Origin of the sequence: Ruminococcus sp. (genome assembly GCF_019417665.1) — a bacterium.
Classification (GTDB): domain Bacteria; phylum Bacillota; class Clostridia; order Oscillospirales; family Ruminococcaceae; genus Ruminococcus_C.
Genome location: NZ_DXUU01000029.1, coordinates 16010 through 36387, shown reverse-complemented (window position 1 = coordinate 36387; position 20378 = coordinate 16010). Strand labels below are relative to the sequence as shown.

Genomic DNA, 20378 nt, shown 5'->3' with positions numbered 1-20378 from the left:
TCTATTATACCATATTTGTAGCTCAATGGGAAGATTTAATCAGTGTTTCCTTAGACCGAAAAAATTTGCTGCATCAGATCAGTGAGATTGAAAACGCTGAGATTTTCAGCATGATACGTAAAAACAAATTGTCCTTGGAAGTGGTCTGCGGCGATCTGGAATTGGGACAGAAATTGAGAGATGCCGGCATCACATTTGAAGACATTAACGAGCTGCTTGCACCAAGTGCAAAAGAGCCTGTAGCAGAAACCACTTCGGATATGAAAGAGAGGAACACTTTATGAAAAAATCATGGTTTGCGGCAATTGCCGCAGTAATATTAACAGCTGCAAGTTTAACCGCTATGCCAGCTTTCGCAGAAGAAAGCGGCACACAGGAATCCCTGGAAGAAAGCAGTGTTATTTCAGACGAGATGGTGGAAGAACTGATTGATTCTTACACCAATGAAGAAAGTACAGAGGAATCCTCCAAGCAAGAGGAAAATTCCGCTATTGATTATTATGAGGATGATTATTACGACACAGAGGGAAATGCTTCGCTGATTGAAAATCAGAGCATTATCTACAATTCAGATGAAATGCAGTTCATCTCTGTCACCACCAAGGATGGGAACGTCTTCTATATTCTGATCGACTACACATCTGCTGCGGAAAATGGCGGTGAGAATGTGGTTTATTTCTTGAATAAGGTCGATGACTATGACCTTTATTCTTTACTCTATGCAGACGATTCCTCAGATGGAAGTGCATTGGAAGGTTATGAAAATCAAGCTGCATCCGGTTCCTCTGCTTCAGCCAACAACACAAAGAGTACCGATGCATCAGAAGAAAATAATAGTGCTGATACAACAACGACTGTTTCTGGTACTGCGCCCCAAAAGAGCAGCGGCAATTCTAATATGCTGCTTCTGATAGGTGGTGTTGTTGTGATCGGTGGTGCCGCAGCATTCTATTTCCTGAAAATCCGTCCTGGAAAGAAAAAGAATTCTGCTGTACAAGATGACGATCTAGACTTTGACGAGTACGACGATAGCGATGAGGAGATGTAACTATGAAAAAGCTGATGATTATAAGTACAGTTATCGCTGCGACATTAGGACTACTTTGGTTCCTTTCAAAAAAAGGCGAAAAAAATGCAGCTGCATTTTGTGATGAGGAATTCTCTGATGAAGTGTAATTATGCTGCTGTTTATACGATTGCCGGTATTCTCAGTGCATTTACAGCAATAACATTTTTCGCTTATAAGCAAATTGCTTGCTTGAGGGCAGAAAACGCACAATTACATGAAGAATATCGAAATCAACTTTCAGAAAACATTATGCTGAGAGAAATATGGAAAAGAAAAACAACTTCTGCCCCACTGGAGCAGAAGTGAAAGGTAGGTCATAAATTTATGCAGTTGGTAATTGCCGAAAAGCCCAGCGTCGGACGTTCTATTGCTTCTGTCATTGGTGCCAAGGAAAAACGAGATGGATACCTTGAAGGAAATGGATATATTGTCACATGGTGCATTGGTCATCTGGTAGGGCTTGCAAATCCTGAACAATATGATGAAAAGTACAGTGGTCATTGGAACTTTGAAACACTTCCGATTCTGCCGCAGGAATGGAAATTTGTTGTTTCTAAGTCCACAGAAAAGCAGTTTCAAGTCATCAAAAAACTCATGGGGGATACTCGTGTAGATGAACTGATTTGCGCTACAGATGCCGGACGAGAGGGAGAGTGTATCTTCCGCTACGTCTATCACAAGATTGGCTGTCAAAAGCCTTGTAAACGTCTCTGGATCTCCTCTATGGAAGACAAGGCAATAAGAGATGGCTTTTCTAATCTTCGTCCTGACAGCGATTACGACAATCTGTATGCTGCCGGTCTTTGCCGTGCAAAAGCCGATTGGCTTGTAGGAATGAACGGAACACGTTTGTTCAGCTGTCGCTACAACACTTTGCTTTCTATTGGACGTGTACAGACACCTACACTTGCCATGATTGTACAACGTGATTATGATGTAAAAAACTTCGTGAAACAGAAATTCTTTACTGTGGAACTGAATTGCGGAGATTTCGTTGCATCTTCAGAACGAATGGATGATGAAAATACTGCAACATCCATTGCAAACACTTGTAATGGAAAAATAGCTTCCGTGGCAGAAGTTCAAAAAGAAATGAAAACTGTTAACCCTCCGAAGTTATATGATCTGACCACGTTACAGCGTGAAGCTAACCGACAATATGGATACACAGCACAGCAAACACTGGATTACACACAATCGCTTTATGAGCAAAAGCTGGTTACCTATCCAAGAACGGATAGCCAGTTTTTAACCGAAGACATGGAACAAACAGCTTCAGAGATGGTACAAACCATATGCAACGCTATTCCCTGCTGTCAAGGCATTTTGTTGCAGCCGAATGTAAAACGCTGCATCAATAATGCAAAGGTATCCGACCACCACGCCATCATTCCAACTGTGGAAATTGAAAAAAAGAATCTGGCTGATTTACCCGATGGAGAACGCAATATCCTTTTCCTGATCGCCTCTAAATTGATTCTGGCAACAGCCGATCCGCACCGCTATGAAGCTATTAAGGCTACAGTATCCTGCGAAAGTCACATCTTTACCGCAACAGGAAAAACAGTGACAGAATCCGGCTGGAAGGCACTTGAATCTCAAATCAAATCCAGATTGAAAGGTGAAACTTCTGAGGAAAATTCAGATGATGGAAAAGCCTTGCCAGAACTTGCACAGGGGCAGACATTTGAAAATGTTTCCGCTTCCACAGCGGAACATTGGACAAGTCCGCCAAAACCGTATACCGAAGATACACTGTTGAAAGCAATGGAAACTGCTGGAAATGATGCGTATGAGGAAAATGCAGATGTAGAAAAGAAAGGTCTTGGAACACCAGCCACACGTGCTGCAATCCTTGAAACACTTGTCAAACGAGAATTCATCGAACGAAAAAAGAAGCAGATCTTCCCTACGGAAAAGGGAATCAATTTAATTGCCGTTGTTCCCCATGAAGTAAAATCAGCAAAGCTTACAGCTGATTGGGAAACAAAGCTGCAAGACATGGAAAAAGGGACATGTACTGATTCAGAATTCATGCATGATATAGAAAGCTTTATTTGCAACATTACAAGCAAATACAGCAGCACCGCAGAAAATGCAGCATTTCAGAAGAAGCACAACACAATCGGAAAGTGTCCAAAGTGCGGTAAAAAAGTAGTTGTTTGGCAGAAGTCATATTCTTGCGAGTCTGGTAAAAATGGATGCGGCTTTATCATCTGGAAAAACATATGCGGAAAAAGCATCTCAGAAACACAGGCGAAAAAGCTGCTGGAAAAAAGAAAAACGGATTTGATCAAGGGATTCAAAAGCAAAGCTGGAAAAGAATTTGATGCCCATGTCATCCTAAAAGATGACAACACCACCGGATTTGAATTTCCGCCCAGAAAGAAGTAAGCTTTATGATTCCAAAAATTATATCCTCGGTATCACTTGGAACACTCCTTGCGCTTCGTTTGACAACACCTGAGCCTACAACTCCTCCCATAATCAGCATTGACAATTTACGAACTTCAACAATTTCTGTATCCTGTATCAAAGTCGAATGGGATGCTGAGGACAATCGTGACTATGAGGTGATCTGTGCTACTGTCAATCCTGATACAGGATATGTAGACAATATGTATTTTGAGTTTAAGTCCAATGCACTTTGTTATATCACAGGGTTACGAGAAAATTCTTCCTATAAAATTACTGTCAAGCCTATGCTATCAGACGGTGAAAATGCAAAAATTCAATCAACAAGTACATATGCCAAAACAGAACAGGTAGAAGTCATTGAAGAATTTCCGTATGAAGACGGTTGGACAAATTGCTTCGCTTATGAAAGTGCCGCCGGATTGACACGTAATCCGTCATGGTCTGCAATTCAGGGTTGCATTCCGGATCCTGTTACAAACACTGGAATCATGCGAGATGAATACGGTGATTACTGTGTCGCTATGGGTACCAGGTATGGTTATTGCAATGATCGTTTTTTAATTGAACTGGAAAATGGCACACAATTTACAGTAAAGCTGTGCGACAGCAAAGGGGATGTTTCCTATCATCCCTTCGGCTATGGCGGAAAATGCATTGTAGAGTTCATTCATGCAAACGGATATCTTCCCAGATGTGTGCATTTTACCGGAAATTACGGTTCATTTAACTGGTCTGGACTGAATTTTGATAACATCAAATCCATCCAGAAAATCAATTATGGAGACACCATTGCATACTAATATAGTTTCACATATGCTGAAAGGAAATGCTTATGACTACTGTTGGAAACATTGACTTCAAAAAAATAGAGAACCGGCAATTTGTCACTGTTGATACTAAAAAAGCACAGGACATTATTTCTAAGCTGACACAAGAGAATATTCCTTTTTTTGGGCGGTATGACGATACTAAACTGACATTGAATTTCTCCAAAAATGATTGGGAGAAAATCAATCATGTTTTGAACGATGCTGCCGCTGTCCCTAAACAGGAAGCACCAGCTGCACAACAGTCACTGGAAGAACTGCAAAAACTGGTTGAGGAACTTCAACAACGACAAAAGCAGCTTGAAGAACAGACGCAAAATACAAAGCAATCTCAGGAAGATAAAAATCTGCCACAAAAATCTGACTTAACAGCATCACTGGAATCTTCTGAACCCAAACCAGAACATCTGCTTCCTATTTTGCATGCAAAGATGGTGAAACACGCCGGAAAACTGGAATCGCTTGCTGAAAAACGTGCTGTTCTTGAAGACAAGATCGCAAATAACCATGCAAAAATAGACAGGCTTTCTGCCAAGGCAGAACATCTTGCGAACACCAATCAAATGCTGAAATCGCTCTTTCAAGATACAAATATTCCAGGTGTAAGAGCTTTGGTAGAATCTACGATTCGCCGCAACGAACAGAAAATTGCAAAAATACAAAAGGAAAAGATACCAGCACATCAAGCAAAAATTCAAAGGCATACCAATAAGATTAGCAGCATCGACAGAAAAAGTGCTATTACCCAATGCAAAATGAATCGCTGTCGCAGTATGAATCAACTTATCAAAAGTTTTGGTATTCCCAACAATACTGAAAGAAGACAGGAGTTTGCACAGGCAATGGATGGGCTGCATCAGGCAACATCACAGACACTGACCTATAAAGCGGATACCTGTAATCAAAAAATTTCTGCACTTTCTCAAAGATATATGGAAACAGACAGCGCAGCTGATAAATTGAAAATCCATCAAAAAATTAATGCACAAAAGGAAAAGAAACAAAAAATCACCGCAAAGCTGGACAGGCTTCACGGTGTGACAAAACCTTATATGCAACAACCGGATATTATTCTTGACAATATCATTTTGAAAACCGAACATCAGTTGAAAGAAGCAGCAGAAACCGGGAAAACTGAAATGCCTGTCCTTGCAGAACAAGTTTGTATCAGCAATGTAGACTTTTTGCCGGAAATAGCAATCTCCACGCCGGATCAGAAGCCCGACCAATCTCTTATGCCTGAAATTGCAGGCATTCTGAACATGTCTGTTTCAGAAATTGAAAGCAAACCACAAGATATTCAGATGATGCTAAAAAATATGTATACAGCCAATTATTTTGCAGACCCAGCAACACTACAAGAAACACTCACTTGCATCATCAACCCAAATTATGAAACAAAACGGGATCTTGAAGAACATCAAACAGAAAAGGAAAAATCTCCTGTTGTCTCTGCAAAAGAAGCAGATTCTGACAATCGAAAACACGAGCATTCACAAGAAATGCCTCTTGGTGAAATAGCAAGTTCTGCCGCAAAAAACCACCTTCGTTCCGTAGAAGAAATGACCGAAACCAATGCAAATATGATTGATGGCGTTCTCAATAATGAAAAAGTGAAACCTGAACCAGAACAGGAAAAACCAAAGAAAACAGGATTTTCTTTTTCCAGAAGCAACATGAAAGCTTTAGCTGCGAAGGTTCATGATATTCCCTCCAATCCCCCGGAAAAAGAAAAACAGCGAGACGAAATAAAAAAATAATACAAAAAGCTGATAAATGTTTCAGTCTGCCAGGCTACAATTGCTCCTGGAGAACACATTCATCAGCTTTTTCAGAAGTATATCAATCTATATTTTGAACAGGAGAATCACCATGCCAGTCAAAACGCAAAACGAAGACGGACACACCTTACAAGGTGATGCATCCCAATGGACAGAACAAGAACAGCTGCAATTCGTTGTGGATACAGACCTCAGACTTATGGGAAAAGTGCCTGAAGAATTGATTAAAGCCTTGGAAGAAAAAGGATACCAGCTGACAAACGGCAAGGTAGAACCCATTCAGCCGGAATTCACATTGCCAACTCCAGAAAAAGCAACAATCACTGTGAACGAAACCGACATATTGGCTATGTCAGAGAAAATTCAACAGAACCAAGTGGAAGACATGGCATTTATCAATCAATTGGACAAATTCCTAAATGCACAGCTAAACAACTCTGAGTCGATCACTGTGGGAACAACACCAAACATACTATACGTAGTAGGTGCAACAGCTGAAATTTTAACGATAAACCAAAGTGTTGTGCAAAACAGTCTCAACAGTGAAAATGTCAAAAGAAAAGATCATACAGAAGGTCATAACATTGCAGTTGACGTATTAAAACAACTTCCAGAGCATCTAAGAAATCCTATCATGATTTGTTCTGGCTCAAAAAAAGGAACTGTTGTAGCAATAACAGAACTGCAAGACAAAAAAGGAAAACACATTATTGTACCTATCTCTATTGATGTAAACGGCAAAAAAGGAATCGTAAACAAAATTGCAAGTATATATGGCAAAAATAACATTCAGAATTATTTGCAAAATGCCATCAAAAACAATCAGATTCTTGCTTATAACAAAGAAAAAGCAGAAGCACTGACTACGGTCATAGGATGCCAATTACCCCAGGCGTCTTCAGCGATCTGCTTTGATAATAGTATAGCATATTCCACGCAAAATGTCAAGTGTTCGCTTGACATGCTGCAAAAAGAAACTGTGCAGGAGCAGCAAAAAACTTCTGCCCCAGTGGAGCAGAAGTCAGAGCAATTTCATCAGAACAGTTCTCCAAAAAAGAATTCTATTGAAAAGCTAAATCCAGAATATTATCAGTCCCTTTCCTCGAATGACAGGTGTACAAAAATCATGCCGGATACAGTTGCGAACAAAGCGATTCAGCAGCTTTCAGATACTAACATTCCCGTTTCCGCTGTTCGCAGGGCACAGGGTATGACCGCAATTACAGTACATAAAACAGATGAGCGCAAGCTCGATGAAGCTGTAAATGCAGCAGCGATTCAAACTGCACATACCAATAAAGCCAGCAACGAAACAATGAGTAAAGTCAATCCTGAATTTTATCATTCACTTCCTCGTGTAAATCGACATATCTCAATACTGCCCTTGCCAGAGGCAAAATCGTATATGCAGGAATTGCAAAATGCCGGATGTCATTTTTCCGCAGTGCAGCGAACTGACGGGAAAGCAGCTGTTACAATTGACAAATCCGATGCAAAGGCAATGCAAATTTTTCAAAACCGTAAAACACCCAGCCGTGAATTCCGCATCACACGTGGGCAATCACAAAAAGAGGGGCAAAAACGGCATGAAAAACAAGCAGAACAGCCGAAAGTCACAAAGCAACATAAAAAAGAAACATCTTTAGAGTGATATGGGAGGCATGATGGAATACTACGGAAACCAAATCTGGAATACTGCTACGCCCAGTATTCGAAAAGCAACATTGCTCATGGACAAAGACGCTTTTCACACGCTGCAACAACAGTTAGAGCGTTACCAGATGAACTACTATGCCGCTGAGAAAAACGGCAAGGTCAAAATGGTCATAAACTACAGCGATAGTCAGGAAATCCAAAATCTTCTTGGGAAAGAAACTGCATCTCGGATTCACTGGATTTCCGAAACCAAACGCTATATCCCACCAAGTTTTAACATCATAGGCAACACAAATTATTATGACATTCCAGATAAAAATTATATTCGTGGAAGTACAGACATTCTTCTGCAAGCAGCAAAGCAGCTTGAAGAACAGGGTATTTCTTTTTCTGGACGAATTTACACACATAAAAGAGGGACTATTACGGTAAATAATGCTGATCAGGAACTTGTTCTAAATATTTACAATCAAATTGCTGCACAGCGTCAAGAACAACACAGGCAAGCCGCAGAACAGGAAACCATCACAATTTCCCTGCCCAATTTACCACAAAAAGAACTGGATGCTATTCAGCCTTTTTTGAACAAATCTGGCATCACTTATTCTGTTCATACAGATGCGAATGATTATGGCGTTTTTTCTATTGCACAAAAAGATGCAAGTCGTTTTTATCAGGAATTGATTCTCGCAAAAAACCTTTCTGAGATTCATAAAGATCTGCAAGAAGCTGGATTTTCTGAACAGCAAACACAAACATTAGAGCCTCTTATTTCATTCTGTGCTGCTCATGAAGCTGAAGGTTCTATATTGCTAAATTATATGGATTTCCTTAATCCAGAATACACTGAACAGCAGTTGAATGAAATCAGCGACTTGTTTATTGCATATCATTCCCAATCAATTTCCGATCAACTTGCTCCACACAACGAGCGACTGGAAGAACTAAAACAAATGAAAGCACAATTTGAAGCTAATATCACACTGCATTCCATTGTGAGAGGGCACCATTATCAAGATGATCAAAAGGCTGCTTTATTTCAAGCCATTCAGTCTGATCTACCTCATGAGATGCTTTCTGAACTGGATGAGAGTTACACTGCCAAGGAAATACATAGCCTAATCCAGGTTTATGAAACTTATGATATGGGAAAAATCCAAGACTTCTTTACGAAGCATCATGACAGAATGGCTGAACAAGAATTATCCAAACCATTTACCAGCGGTGCTGAGCTTGCAGAAAAATCCAAATTAAATGACAAAGCAGCAGAGGGCAACAAAATACAGCAAACTTTCTATTTTGATATGGCAAGGCTTCGGAAATTGGCACAACAGGTGCCTAAAGAGGCAAGTAAACAAAAACAGAAAGGAAAAAACAATCCAGAAGTAGGTTGAGAGCAACCAGAATTCGTTTTAAGCGGCTTTTCAAGTGATCATAGGTAAATTAAAGCTTCAAAAAAAAGCTTCTTAAAATCGAATATGACTACAATATTCGAGGTGAGTTGAACGCAAAATCGTAGTATATGGAGTACCTTACCAAAGAGTTTGATCAGGCAGCCATAGGAGCAAAAAAGATAACAGTAAAGGTAAAGGAAGGACGGTATAGTAATCTGATATTTGACAAAAGCAACTTAATATGATAAACTGGGAGTGAGTTAATTGAAGAAGTATATTGTAGTCAATTTATTTGTAAATTGCATTTATATAACTTTCTTCACCATATTTTTATGTATCGGGAGTGGTGAAATGACACCTTGGTGGGTTACTTTATTAGCCGCTGTTATCCCTGCTGCACTGTCTTGTGTAGTTACCTTGTTTATAAGTCGGAAATCTCAGATAAACAAAAATTCGGATAGCATTAAGTCATTATCAAAAAGCGTGTCAAAGCTTAAAGATTCTCAAAAAAAGTATTGCGAAAGTATCTCTGATGAAATTGGTAGAACTATCAATGATAAAACCTTAACTGCCCAGCACGCCGATTTGCAGAATATGCTTCAGAAAGAGATCGATGTTGCCGAAAGACGTTATATGGAAGAAGAAAAACGTATTCGTAACTTCACTGTTGAGCAACATAATATGGCTGAAGCTATTGAAGATTTTAAGTTATTTATTGAAAGCTGGCAACGCTTAACATCAGATGTGAATAATCTTAATTCTCAAATAAACCGACTGGAACAGGAGAATGAAGAATTGAGAGAAAAGAACAAAGAGCTTAATCGAACCATACAGCCATACAACAGAAATCAAAGGGACATTTAACTTTGTATTCATCGGAAACAAAGTTTGTACGGTAAATTTTTTCTGTAAAAATCCGATTTTGGTATTGACATTCTCGAAAAAATCGGATATAATATAATTAACGTAAGCAATCTGCTTACAGCGGTTTCCTTGCCGTGCGAAAATGGGAGCGATTAAAGATGGGAGCCCTACCAGTATAAATAAATGGGATCGATTAAAGATGGGAACCCTACCAGTATAAATAAATGGGAACGATAAAAGCCGGGAGCCCTACCGAGCGAAATAGGATAGAGCCGTGCAAAACGCACGGCTCTTTTAATAATAGGAGAAAAACATATGGAACAAAAATTCTTGAATGCATATATGGTTGATTTGAAATATGTTCGTGATTTATCAAAAGCAGACAGCAGAGTGATGTCAATTTCACCACAAGTTGGGAAAGAAATGCGACCATTTATAGGCGTTGTTGTCATTGCAAATGAAAAAAAATACTGCATTCCACTTACAAGTCCGAAAGATAAATTTAAAGTAAAATCAAAAGAAGATTTTATAAAAATACCCGACCCTAAACTTAAAGATGAAAAAGGTGCACCACGTACAATTGGTATTCTTAATCTTAACAATATGATACCTGTATCTGATGAAGTAATTTCAAAAGTGGACTTTTCTACAAATTCAAAATTGAGCAATCCCGCAAAGCAGTTGTTAATTAATGAATTGAAATGGTGCAGAGACAATGTCTCAGTTATTAGCAATAGAGCTAATAAGCTATATAAAAAGGTAACTCTGACGCCTGAAAAAGATCGCAACCTCACTCGCCGTTGCTGTGATTTCAAAAAGCTCGAAACCGTTTTAGAAAAGCGCTTATCTCGCAGCGCAGAACAATTACATACACCAAATCGATTCACCTTCACCAGAGAACAATCGAAAAAAGTTCAGCCTAAAAGCCAGAAGTCTGACCCTGACAACCAGCAGTCCAAAAAGAAAAAACATAATCAAGAATTATAAAAGCAGCCTTGGTTTCCCCCATAAAGTGGAAGCCAAGGCTGCTTTTTTACGATGTGTAGATCACTGCCGGATACATAATTTCCTCCGCCCGTGCAATCAAGTTATATAGAAGACCAACTTCCTGCTGAAAATCACCATTTTCTTTGGCAAGGCGATATTCACGATCTGTTTCCTGCCAAGCTTCCACCTGATCATCCACAACCTGATGCGTCTTTCGCCCCAACCGTTTCATGTACAAATACAGCGTGCCATTGTTCAAATACTCCGTGATGCGCTGTGGATGAAAGTCCATCAGATAACGCAAATGTGCGTTAATATAACGGTCGCTTTCCGCAGCAATGCGATACTTCATCTTCCAGTCATTAAAATAATGAATCTGGTAACCGATCTTTCCCCTCAGCGCACTCTTCTAACCGCCACTTAGGAACATATTCAGAAGTATTCATATCATACACCATCATTGTGGAATCCAGCATCATTCGGATTTCCTCCTTCTTTATAATCTGCAATTATCCGCATTAGCTCCTGACGCAGTCTCTCTTCAGAGCTATCCGGTAAGTCATGAGAAAATTCATATGCCGCACTCAATTGTCCTGTACAATCCTTGCCATACTTTCGCAGTTCATCCGCAGGAATGCCCATAAAATCGGAAATCTGACACAACAAATATTCTTCAAAGCCTTCTTCTGCAATTTGGTACAGCTCATCATATGCACCAAACTCCAAAGAAAACATCAATTCCGTCTGATATTTTTCCGGCAATTCTTTCAAAATGGATTCATCCCAACTGGTAATCTGCGAAATTTCCCGCAGCTCTTCCGTATTCAGTTTCACGTTTGCATTCGTTTCCATCCAAAAGCCCTCCTATTCAGACACCTTTTTTCTTTTTATAAAAGAAATATCCACCAGCACCTACCGCTACTACAACTATAACACCACCAACAACATATGGTACAGCACTTCCCTTTTCGGTCTCCTCAGTTGCCTCTGTTGGTGCTTCTGTAGTTTCCTCCGTTGTTTCAGAAAATGCATATGCTGCTGCATTTCCATCGTTGACATTTGCATTGTCTGCTGCTGTGTTATTCCCATGATTGGAATTCACCGTTGTTTCAGCTGCATTATTCGCTGCATCGTCTACATTTCCAAGCCCGTCATTGTATGTATTCCCATCAACAGAGTTTGCATCACCATCTATGATTCCACTATTGTAATCCTCGGACATACCGCCGTTTTCATTCAGATAGAACTCCTTATCTTCCTCCGACATTTCATCATTCAAATACATATACTGATACAGCTTGTCAAAGGCTTCCACCGCATTTCCAGCAGCATCTACAATCTGAAATGAATCCCCTGCATCCGCAACAGAAAATTCTCCATAAAGTTCTTCTTTTTCTTCCATCCAGTCATCCAGAAAGTCTGTCCAATCATCAAAAAAATTACGGACACTATAATCTGAATCTACATCAATGAGGCTTAGGGGATCACTAAGCACATTGTCTTCGCAATAATCGTTGAAAAACTCATCCAGCGAGGTATAAATCCACGCTAAATCTGCATTGTTTTCAATTCCCTTTGCACGGGTTTCCGGTAATGTATAGTTTCTCCACTCATACTCAACGAGCGCAGTTTTCAATGCTTCCCGGTCTGCTTCTGCAAACGCTGTCATTTGCATAGACAGCATTGCACATACACCACTTACTACTGCGATCCACTGTTTCATTTTCATATCTTTTCTCTCTCCTTAAACTTGTTATAACGCATAATACTACAATTACATTATACCATGTGAATTCACAAAAGGCAATTGCAATGGAACATAACTTTTCGAGCGTGTTCGATAAAATTATACTAATTACATCAAACTTCGACACGATTTGCCGAAAAATAGTATTCCAATGCATTTTCGATGGTTTCTGCAATTTCCTCTGGTTTTGTATTCTCGGCAAAAAAGCGATGATATGCGTCATATGGTATTTTCACCGGTTTTAGTTTGGATTCTCGTTGCAGCAAATTGCCTGAGAGAATCTGCTGCATTTTTTCTCTGGTAAGTGTTCCTGCCTTGGAATATGTTTTTAATAATTCCGCTGTTTTCATTTGCAGCATAGTTGGTACAGCAATTTCGCAAAGCAGATCTTGTTCCTCATATGTCAGATAGGAAATATCTACGGCTGCACGAATGGATACTGATTTTGTATCAACCCATTCTTTCATAGTATCATTTAATTTACTGATTCTCAGCAGCCTTGCAACAGAATTACGACTCATACCGTATTCTTCGCCGACAATCTCCGTTGTCAACTTCTTCTCCACTGGGGAAGAAGTATTTTCTTCCGGCGTATTTCCTTCTAACTGCTGCAATTCCCGGATGATGTCATTCCGTTTTCCCTGTGAAAACATCTTATCATGACGCATTCGCAGCACTTCTGCTTGTTCTGAGATCCGAAGATTATCGAAGCCACGCTGCATAAGATTACTTTCAACCACATACATCTCCGCTTCTTCCTCAGACAAACCGTTCTTCACGATTGCCGGAACTGTGAGCTTTCCAGCAAGCTTAGATGCATTCCATCGGTTATGACCAATCAGAATTTCGTATTTTCCAGATGGCAACGGCTGAACAATGATAGGAACCAGGATACCGTTTGTCTTTACGCTTTCTACCATATCATCCAAACGTTCTCCGCTGTACAGCTGAAATTTGTGATCGTGATAGGGTTTAAGCATTTCTATCGGGATCTGTTGTATCAGAACATTGCTATTGTTGGGCGTACTAAGCATTGCTCCAAGATTAAATGCTGTCATTTGACGCTCCTCCTTTTCTACTCAATCATAATATAGAACTTTTGTATTTTTTAAATTATGGCTGTCGAACCAATCGCCAATATCATAAGCTGAATACGTTTCTTTGTCTACAGTAAAGTATTTTGTAGTGTTTTTTGTTTCACCTTCGTACTCATACTCTACATTAATGGTAATACGATATTCCGTTTCCTTGTAAGTAAAAATGCCTTTTGATGCATTTATTAATTCCTTATCGACAATTTCTCCAGAATACGCTGAATCTATGGCTTCTCCTTCCGCTTTCAGCGGCTTACTCATTTTTATAAGCATAGAAGCCGAAACGATAACAGCTGATAAACCTAAGATAATCCCTAAAATGTCCCCAAGATTTACATTTCTCATATGCGACCACCTCATAAATATGTTCATTCCATAATAGCCTTTTCAAATAACGCAGTATCAATAATGGTGAAATTGCATCTATGTATATATAACGGCATACCGTCAACTGTAACAAGTGTTGTTTTAGGCAGCTTTTCTGCAATCTCCCACGTAACATCATTTCCTTCAACAATTCCAATATTGTAGCCATCCTGTGATTGAATCAATGCAATCCTTTCACCGCCTTGACCATTCTCATGGGTGTCATACCACCAGTTCGTCAATGCAAAATAGTTGATAAGACCATTATCAGAAACATCTACAGAATAACCGGATTCGTCAGAACTTCCCACAACGCCAATATCTTCTTCCAATGGCATGATTTCAAGGCGTGAATCTTTGAAAATCACAGAGCTTCCACAGGTCTGAACATAGTTTCCATCTATTTTAATAGAAACAACAGAACTTGTTTCATACCAACTTATCCAGGAACCATCAGTATCGTATCCCCACTGTTTCACTTTGTTGGGCGTAATATCAAAGCTATTTCCTTTGAAAGTCACATAATTATTTCCCATGTTGTCATATAGCAACGCTTCAAACTGGAATGTGGTTGTCGGGTCTGCATTGAGACTGACAGAACTGTCATAGTCAATACAACCTCCAAAATTGATAGCGACAGCAGTACATAGAATTATGCTTGCAACCTTTTTAATTGTCATTATCATCATCCTTCCCATAAAGTGCTTCATATTCCTCTCCAGAAATAAGTATTACATCTCCATTACAACAAGGAAAAAAATCAGCTATGCTTTGTATCATTTTCTCTTTCTGTTCTGGTGTAGAATAAATTGCATCCTTGGTATCATCGTCATTAAATGTAATTTTTACACCTGCATAATCAGGATTTCCATCTTTATCTTTTGCAAGGTTTGCTACTTTAAAATATGCTCTCATTTTGATTCCTCCGATAACACTTCTTCCCCACTGGAGCAGAAGTTCTCAATTATTCTCCAATAATCCTCTGGAGAATCATACCCCCATGCGCTGTAATCACAAGTGTTTAGCTTTTTCCATGTTTCTTCATCTGTCTCCGGAAACGTCTCTATCCAGTCGCAAAGCAGCCAATCTTTCACATCCACATAGTCAAATTTCTCCAAAATATCCGTTTGATCAAAGGCAACGTTCTGGATTGCTCGCATAACCTCCAGAAGCTGTATTAACGAATCGGCATATCGTTTCATTTCAGGCTGCCCTGTGTCCTTGTGAAATGCTTCCATGCAACGGAGTATACACTTAACATCTTCAAAATAATTCATTCCTGCTTCCCTTCCATACAATCTACTTCCTCAGCCAGTGCAGCATACTCTGCCCCCAACTTTGTCCGCACAGCAATGATGTTTCCAGCTGCTGCTGCTTTTGCCGCTTCAACACTATGATGAATCACTGTTTCAAACAGCTGCCCATCATAACGAACTGCAAGCTGCTGCATAATCTTCTGGCTGATTGTAGTACGATCATTTACCATGGTAGGAAGAATACCTCGCAGATGCAATTTCGGATTTACCATAGAACGAATCTGCTGATATAATAGCATCAGAGAATCCAGACCATCCAATGCAAATTTCTGCGTCTGCACAGGAATAATCATCTCATCTGCGGCAACCAATGCATTGATCAGAAGAATGCCCAGGGACGGCAAACAGTCCACCAGCACATAATCATATGCATCTGTCACTTCCGGCAACAGAATCCGCTTTACAACGCTTTCTCTTGCAAGTGCCGGTACCATCTGCATCTCTGCATTGGCAAGGTTGATGTCCGACGGGATAAAATCCATACCATACTTCTGATTTCGACAGATGCCCTGCTGCACTTGTTCCGGCTGAACCACACTCTGAGCTGTCACCTCATCGATCAGACTTGTAATTGTTGTACCTTCGCCATCATAACCCAAATAAGCAGTCAGATTCGCTTGTGGGTCTAAATCTACCAGCAACACACGCTTTCCTTTTGCCGATAATGCAGCAGCAAGATTAAATGACGTTGTGGTCTTCCCCACGCCGCCTTTCTGATTACAAATTGCAATTACCTTTCCCATAATAAAAACTCCTCTCAATCTATGATACTGCGCAGTGCTCTGATCTGCTGCTGCAGCTCTTCGTTTTCTTCCTGTACTGCCTGTGCCTTCTTCTTGGCTTCTTCCAGTTCCAGCTTTTTCTTTTCCCGATACTTCTTGGAACGAATACGGCTGTTCTGCCGATCAGACTGCTTCCGACAGTCTTGACAATACTGTCTTGAAATCAAAGAAAAGTAATCTGTTTCATAAATATTACCGATTTCCTTTCCGCAGATCTTACAATGTTTCGTTTCTGTCATTCTCTCACCTCCAAAGAAAATCCTCCCCGTTTCGTCACGAAAACATTCCCTGAAAAAACCTTTTCATTTCGTCACAGGAACGATAAAAAGACCTTTCTGCTCGTCACGAAAGCATGTATTTTTCTCCGCTTTCGTGACGAACGTTGGAAAATCATGCATTACTCAAGAGATGCCGAAGAAGTATTCTTTGTCGTGTTCGTTCACGGAGTAAAAATTGCATCAATTCTCCACATGTGGTATTGTCAGAAAAATCACCATCCAACCAAAGTTCCAATTCTTTCTCCTCGCCATTATAAACCATTGCAATGTCAAAATGCCCTCCCGATTGCCACGACGACACATCTGCATATCTGTAATCATCTCATCCAGATTCTGAATATCCTCATTGACCACTGTCATTTGCTCTACACGTTTTTGTGCCGCAATGTAATCATAATAGCTTGGCTCGATTTTCTTCGGCGGAATCATCAGTCGATTCCAAATTGTCTTCAATATTCCCATACTGGTTCTCCTTTCTCCCATAAGATTGTATAACAAGAATCATACGGTACAACTGCATCAGCTCTGCACCAGTCAGCATACTTCCTTTACTGATATTTTGCTTTGCAATATGATCTTGCACAAAGAGAATAACATTCTGATAAGCTTTATCAAAATCACCAACACTTGCTGCCAGCATTGCATGTCCACAGTAGGCATGTTGCCTCGGAGAAAGCAGTGGTGAATAAGTAACCTGAGATGTACTCATTTGACAAATAAAATGATAGGTACATTCCAAACGGCTTCTGACGGCTTCCAATGCATCTTGATAAAACGAATAAGCGTGTATTCGTTCAGTCGGATGCAAGGCTTCCAACAGTTCCTTGACGTCTTTTACCGGAATCTCTGTCCTTGCGATTGACAGCTGTTCCTGTTTCCACATCTTTTTCAAAATGGTATCTCCTCATCTGACAGAATCTCTTCAAATTCTGATAGGTCAAAGTCATTGCTCCAACCAGATTCCGATACTGTATCCTTCAATTGTACGTCCAGTTCTTCCTCTTGATTTTTTGCAGCATATTCACCGGTAAAGAAAATATCTATGATCTGCACCTCGGTCAAATATCGTTTTTCACCGTTTTGCTCATAAGACCGTGTTCGCAGTGCTCCACTGAGTGCAATCATGCGTCCTTTCGCAAACCATTCGCAAAGAAACTGCGCCTTTTTATTCCATGCGACACAGCGGATAAAATCCACTTTTTCTCTGTCCCGGCGTTCACAGGCAACTACTACATTACATACACATTTATCTTCATCAATCATATGCAATTCCGGATCCGCTGTCAAACGTCCCATTAAGTTTACTTGATTCATATTCATTTGAATTCCTCCTGTTTTTTGTTACCATCCCAGAATTTCTACTTCCGTCACATAACCCAAAAGCGTAATTCCATCCATTGTCAGACGATAATGATTTTTGTTGCAATGCTCCATTATGCCAACAGAACAAAGATAGTGCAGTTGTTTTGATTCTCTCCCATCAGCACAAAAATCATTTTTACGGATTCGAAACGACTTGTACTTCAAGCCATGGAGTCTTGTTCCGTCAAAACCAATTGTACGTTTCATCAATTCAATCTGCTCAAATGTCACATTTCAATAATCCTGATAGAGCATAAAACGCATTCCTCCTCTATGAACAGATTCTTAGTAAAGCTCATCATCTTTCTTTTTCTGCCTCTGCTGTGTCTGCTGTTGACTGCGCAAATATTCTTCAATCGTCGTTCTGGCAAAATCCAATTCTTTCAGTTCTGCAACTACTTGACGATACTTTCCGTTTTCCTCATTCCGTTGTGCGATCAACTTATCCCGATCTTTCTGTAATCGCTCCAGGCTTGGAATTTTCCGATCAGGAAATTGCTGCATCAGAGCATTTTTTGCATCTTCAAACTGCTGCAATTCATGCGCATGATCCTTGGCATATTTTTTCTTAAAAGTCGCTTGATTGTGCTCTTCCTGGTAGGGCTTGTATTTCTTGTATTTTTTGACAAGCTTTATCACGTCCGAAACAGCATCAATCTGCCGCTGTAACTGATTCAAATTGCCAACCAACTGTACACGATCTCCATATGCGGAAACAGATTGTTTCTCCAATTCTGCCTGATCTTCAATTCCATGCTCTGTCAAGAAATTTAGAATCTTGGAAGCTTCCTTCATGTTCTGAATCTCTGCCCAACGTTCCAATCCCTTCGCCTGTTGAAATCGTTCTGATGTGGTGTCAATGAGATGTGATTTTTGCGGCGCAGAAAGTCTTCCAGTTTTCAGTAATGTATAATTCTCAATTCGTTTGCAAATCTGCTTTTCTTCATAATACCAGCCCAGTGTTCTTGCTCTCGTCATATGCGCACGGGGGTTATTTTTTTTCTGCTCTGCAAGCATGAATTTCAGATTGATTTTATGATCAGGAATATACTCCACCAGAATACCATGAGTCTTACATTTTTCAAGAAAATCTTCAAAACTGTTGCTCTCCATAATTGTCTGGTCGATTTCATTTTTCAGCTTCGCCTTCCAAGAAAGTCCCTGTCGTGCCATGTCCCATTCATAGTGACTTTTTCCTTTTCCATGCTCTGGATTCTCAATGACACTCAGACCATATTCCTGACAAATTGCATCGCTGATTTTCATGAGATTCTCTTTGGCTTTTTTGTTTTGATTTTCCTGATATTCAAAACTGCGAAAGTTATCAAAACTAATGTTATTTGCGATGACATGGCAATGCAGATGCTCTTTGTCCAAGTGCACGGATATGACATATTGATACTTTCCCTTGAAAAATGCATCTGCTGTTTTTTTGCCAATTTCCATTGCTTGCTCTGGTGTCACTTCACCTGGGCGAAAGGATTGTATCATATGCTGCGCTAACACACTACCCCGACTCGTTCCCATTTTACGGACTTCTTCAAAATCTTGTGCAATTTGATTTGCATCAAAGGGCAAGCATCCATATGTTTCTACATATCTACCATTATCCGTTTTTACTGGATGCATGATATAAGCTATCGCATCTCGCAGCGTAGAGTGGATTGAATGGATCTCAGTGTACGCCATATCTCATTCACCTTTTTCTTCAATTCCAATAAATCATCCTGATACAATGAATCACTCTGATTCACACGGATTGCAATCTGATTGATGTTATTCGCAACACTATGCAATCTCCGCTGTAGATCTAAAAACAGCTGGGAATCGTACCGGACAATCAATCCGCTAATCGCCATTTTCCGCAAATAAGTAGACATTGTACTGCAACCAGTACATTTCATTTTTTGCAGAATATAATCGTATTCCTCTGGCGTCACACGGCATTTGATGTAAACAGTGCGATTTTCTGATTGATCGTGCATTTGCATGTACCTCCTTTGTTTCGCTGTGCGTGTTATTTCGGCTGTGCCGAAATGTAAAATTGGGGTCTTAGGGGATTTCCCCTAACAAGCATCATTTCCTGTGGAAATGGTTATTTGTGTCACAAATAACAGTGCTTGCTATCTTAGATGGACACCCTGTGGGTGTCCCACTTTCTTCGGGCTGTTGCCCGATACCTTAGTGAGAAATTCAATGGCAAGTTAGCCCTGTCTGTTTCATCGGCTTGCAGCCGATTGGAACAGACACGAGGAAGGAGCAATATATCTGCAATGTGCTCTCCCCATAAAAGTGCTGAAAGGAGAATTTCAGAAAACATCTGAAAAAATGCCTCCTCACTATATATACCGGTTTCATTCGTCACGTTATCGGTGATTTTACACATTTTTTTCGATTCCGAGTAAAATTCAGTAAGTTGCACAAAATCGAATTATAT

Annotated in this window: 27 protein-coding genes; 11 read left to right on the top strand and 16 right to left on the bottom strand. The window is 40.0% G+C overall.

Annotation, left to right across the window (positions count from 1 at the left end; translation table 11 throughout):
• The 11 genes from QZ375_RS08770 to QZ375_RS08720 form a co-directional block, all read left to right on the top strand.
• On the top strand, nt 1-284 hold a 284-nt coding region (locus tag QZ375_RS08770), incomplete at its 5' end, for a hypothetical protein (RefSeq protein WP_295218008.1).
• Complete coding sequence (locus tag QZ375_RS08765) at nt 281-1048, top strand: CD1107 family mobile element protein (RefSeq protein WP_295218005.1); 768 nt, start codon at nt 281-283, stop codon at nt 1046-1048. The genes QZ375_RS08770 and QZ375_RS08765, both read left to right, overlap by 4 nt.
• Nucleotides 1049-1050: 2 nt before the next feature.
• Nucleotides 1051-1176 (top strand): hypothetical protein, encoded by a 126-nt coding sequence (locus QZ375_RS08760; protein WP_295218003.1) that lies wholly within the window; start codon nt 1051-1053, stop codon nt 1174-1176.
• Nucleotides 1166-1375, top strand: coding sequence for a hypothetical protein (locus tag QZ375_RS08755; RefSeq protein ID WP_295218001.1), 210 nt, complete (start codon nt 1166-1168; stop codon nt 1373-1375). The genes QZ375_RS08760 and QZ375_RS08755 overlap by 11 nt, the downstream gene beginning before the upstream one ends.
• 18 nt (nt 1376-1393) lie before the next feature.
• Nucleotides 1394-3463 carry a type IA DNA topoisomerase gene (locus QZ375_RS08750; RefSeq protein ID WP_295217999.1) on the top strand — a complete coding sequence of 690 codons (2070 nt, stop codon included), beginning with the start codon at nt 1394-1396 and terminating at the stop codon, nt 3461-3463.
• A 5-nt stretch (nt 3464-3468) separates the two neighbouring features.
• Nucleotides 3469-4287, top strand: coding sequence for a fibronectin type III (locus QZ375_RS08745; RefSeq protein ID WP_295217997.1), 819 nt, complete (start codon nt 3469-3471; stop codon nt 4285-4287).
• Between the two features lie 32 nt (nt 4288-4319).
• Entirely contained in the window at nt 4320-6074 is a 1755-nt protein-coding gene (locus QZ375_RS08740; protein ID WP_295217995.1) for a DUF4316 domain-containing protein, read from the top strand.
• A 112-nt stretch (nt 6075-6186) separates the two neighbouring features.
• Nucleotides 6187-7746 carry a hypothetical protein gene (locus QZ375_RS08735; RefSeq protein ID WP_295217992.1) on the top strand — a complete coding sequence of 520 codons (1560 nt, stop codon included), beginning with the start codon at nt 6187-6189 and terminating at the stop codon, nt 7744-7746.
• 10 nt (nt 7747-7756) lie between these two features.
• Nucleotides 7757-9145 carry a hypothetical protein gene (locus QZ375_RS08730; RefSeq protein WP_295217990.1) on the top strand — a complete coding sequence of 463 codons (1389 nt, stop codon included), beginning with the start codon at nt 7757-7759 and terminating at the stop codon, nt 9143-9145.
• A 351-nt stretch (nt 9146-9496) separates the two neighbouring features.
• Nucleotides 9497-10009 carry a hypothetical protein gene (locus QZ375_RS08725; protein WP_295217989.1) on the top strand — a complete coding sequence of 171 codons (513 nt, stop codon included), beginning with the start codon at nt 9497-9499 and terminating at the stop codon, nt 10007-10009.
• Nucleotides 10010-10324: 315 nt separating this feature from the next.
• Nucleotides 10325-10996 (top strand): type III toxin-antitoxin system ToxN/AbiQ family toxin, encoded by a 672-nt coding sequence (locus QZ375_RS08720; RefSeq protein ID WP_295217988.1) that lies wholly within the window; start codon nt 10325-10327, stop codon nt 10994-10996.
• 46 nt (nt 10997-11042) lie between these two features.
• On the opposite strand, the gene QZ375_RS08715 is transcribed toward QZ375_RS08720, so the two are convergent.
• From QZ375_RS08715 to mobC, 16 genes are all read right to left on the bottom strand, one after another.
• Nucleotides 11043-11348 carry a hypothetical protein gene (locus tag QZ375_RS08715; RefSeq protein WP_295217986.1) on the bottom strand — a complete coding sequence of 102 codons (306 nt, stop codon included), beginning with the start codon at nt 11346-11348 and terminating at the stop codon, nt 11043-11045.
• A gap of 95 nt (nt 11349-11443) precedes the next feature.
• Nucleotides 11444-11848, bottom strand: coding sequence for a hypothetical protein (locus QZ375_RS08710; RefSeq protein ID WP_295217985.1), 405 nt, complete (start codon nt 11846-11848; stop codon nt 11444-11446).
• Between the two features lie 16 nt (nt 11849-11864).
• The gene (locus QZ375_RS08705; RefSeq protein ID WP_295217983.1) at nt 11865-12725 is read right to left on the bottom strand and encodes a hypothetical protein; all 861 of its coding nucleotides are present in this window, start codon (nt 12723-12725) and stop codon (nt 11865-11867) included.
• Between the two features lie 131 nt (nt 12726-12856).
• Nucleotides 12857-13801 carry a ParB/RepB/Spo0J family partition protein gene (locus tag QZ375_RS08700; RefSeq protein WP_295217981.1) on the bottom strand — a complete coding sequence of 315 codons (945 nt, stop codon included), beginning with the start codon at nt 13799-13801 and terminating at the stop codon, nt 12857-12859.
• A gap of 21 nt (nt 13802-13822) precedes the next feature.
• On the bottom strand, nt 13823-14182 hold the full coding sequence (locus tag QZ375_RS08695) for a hypothetical protein (protein WP_295217978.1): 360 nt from the start codon (nt 14180-14182) through the stop codon (nt 13823-13825).
• A 23-nt stretch (nt 14183-14205) separates the two neighbouring features.
• A complete protein-coding gene (locus QZ375_RS08690) occupies nt 14206-14883 on the bottom strand; it encodes a DUF5052 family protein (RefSeq protein ID WP_295217976.1) in 678 nt (225 codons plus the stop codon).
• The gene (locus QZ375_RS08685) at nt 14873-15118 is read right to left on the bottom strand and encodes a hypothetical protein (protein WP_295217974.1); all 246 of its coding nucleotides are present in this window, start codon (nt 15116-15118) and stop codon (nt 14873-14875) included. The genes QZ375_RS08690 and QZ375_RS08685 overlap by 11 nt, the downstream gene beginning before the upstream one ends.
• On the bottom strand, nt 15115-15480 hold the full coding sequence (locus tag QZ375_RS08680; RefSeq protein WP_295217973.1) for a hypothetical protein: 366 nt from the start codon (nt 15478-15480) through the stop codon (nt 15115-15117). The genes QZ375_RS08685 and QZ375_RS08680 overlap by 4 nt, the downstream gene beginning before the upstream one ends.
• The gene (locus QZ375_RS08675; protein ID WP_295217971.1) at nt 15477-16262 is read right to left on the bottom strand and encodes a ParA family protein; all 786 of its coding nucleotides are present in this window, start codon (nt 16260-16262) and stop codon (nt 15477-15479) included. The genes QZ375_RS08680 and QZ375_RS08675 overlap by 4 nt, the downstream gene beginning before the upstream one ends.
• A gap of 14 nt (nt 16263-16276) precedes the next feature.
• Nucleotides 16277-16540 (bottom strand): hypothetical protein, encoded by a 264-nt coding sequence (locus QZ375_RS08670; RefSeq protein ID WP_295217969.1) that lies wholly within the window; start codon nt 16538-16540, stop codon nt 16277-16279.
• Nucleotides 16541-16759: 219 nt separating this feature from the next.
• Nucleotides 16760-17008 carry a hypothetical protein gene (locus QZ375_RS08665; protein WP_295217967.1) on the bottom strand — a complete coding sequence of 83 codons (249 nt, stop codon included), beginning with the start codon at nt 17006-17008 and terminating at the stop codon, nt 16760-16762.
• Entirely contained in the window at nt 16971-17471 is a 501-nt protein-coding gene (locus QZ375_RS08660) for a hypothetical protein (protein WP_295217966.1), read from the bottom strand. Before QZ375_RS08660 ends, QZ375_RS08665 begins: the two co-directional genes overlap by 38 nt.
• A complete protein-coding gene (locus tag QZ375_RS08655; RefSeq protein WP_295217964.1) occupies nt 17468-17899 on the bottom strand; it encodes a single-stranded DNA-binding protein in 432 nt (143 codons plus the stop codon). The genes QZ375_RS08660 and QZ375_RS08655 overlap by 4 nt, the downstream gene beginning before the upstream one ends.
• 21 nt (nt 17900-17920) lie before the next feature.
• Nucleotides 17921-18148 carry a hypothetical protein gene (locus QZ375_RS08650; protein WP_295217962.1) on the bottom strand — a complete coding sequence of 76 codons (228 nt, stop codon included), beginning with the start codon at nt 18146-18148 and terminating at the stop codon, nt 17921-17923.
• A 78-nt stretch (nt 18149-18226) separates the two neighbouring features.
• On the bottom strand, nt 18227-19630 hold the full coding sequence (locus QZ375_RS08645) for a relaxase/mobilization nuclease domain-containing protein (RefSeq protein ID WP_295217960.1): 1404 nt from the start codon (nt 19628-19630) through the stop codon (nt 18227-18229).
• The gene (gene mobC, locus QZ375_RS08640; RefSeq protein ID WP_295217958.1) at nt 19579-19926 is read right to left on the bottom strand and encodes a plasmid mobilization relaxosome protein MobC; all 348 of its coding nucleotides are present in this window, start codon (nt 19924-19926) and stop codon (nt 19579-19581) included. Before mobC ends, QZ375_RS08645 begins: the two co-directional genes overlap by 52 nt.
• Nucleotides 19927-20378 lie beyond the last annotated feature (452 nt).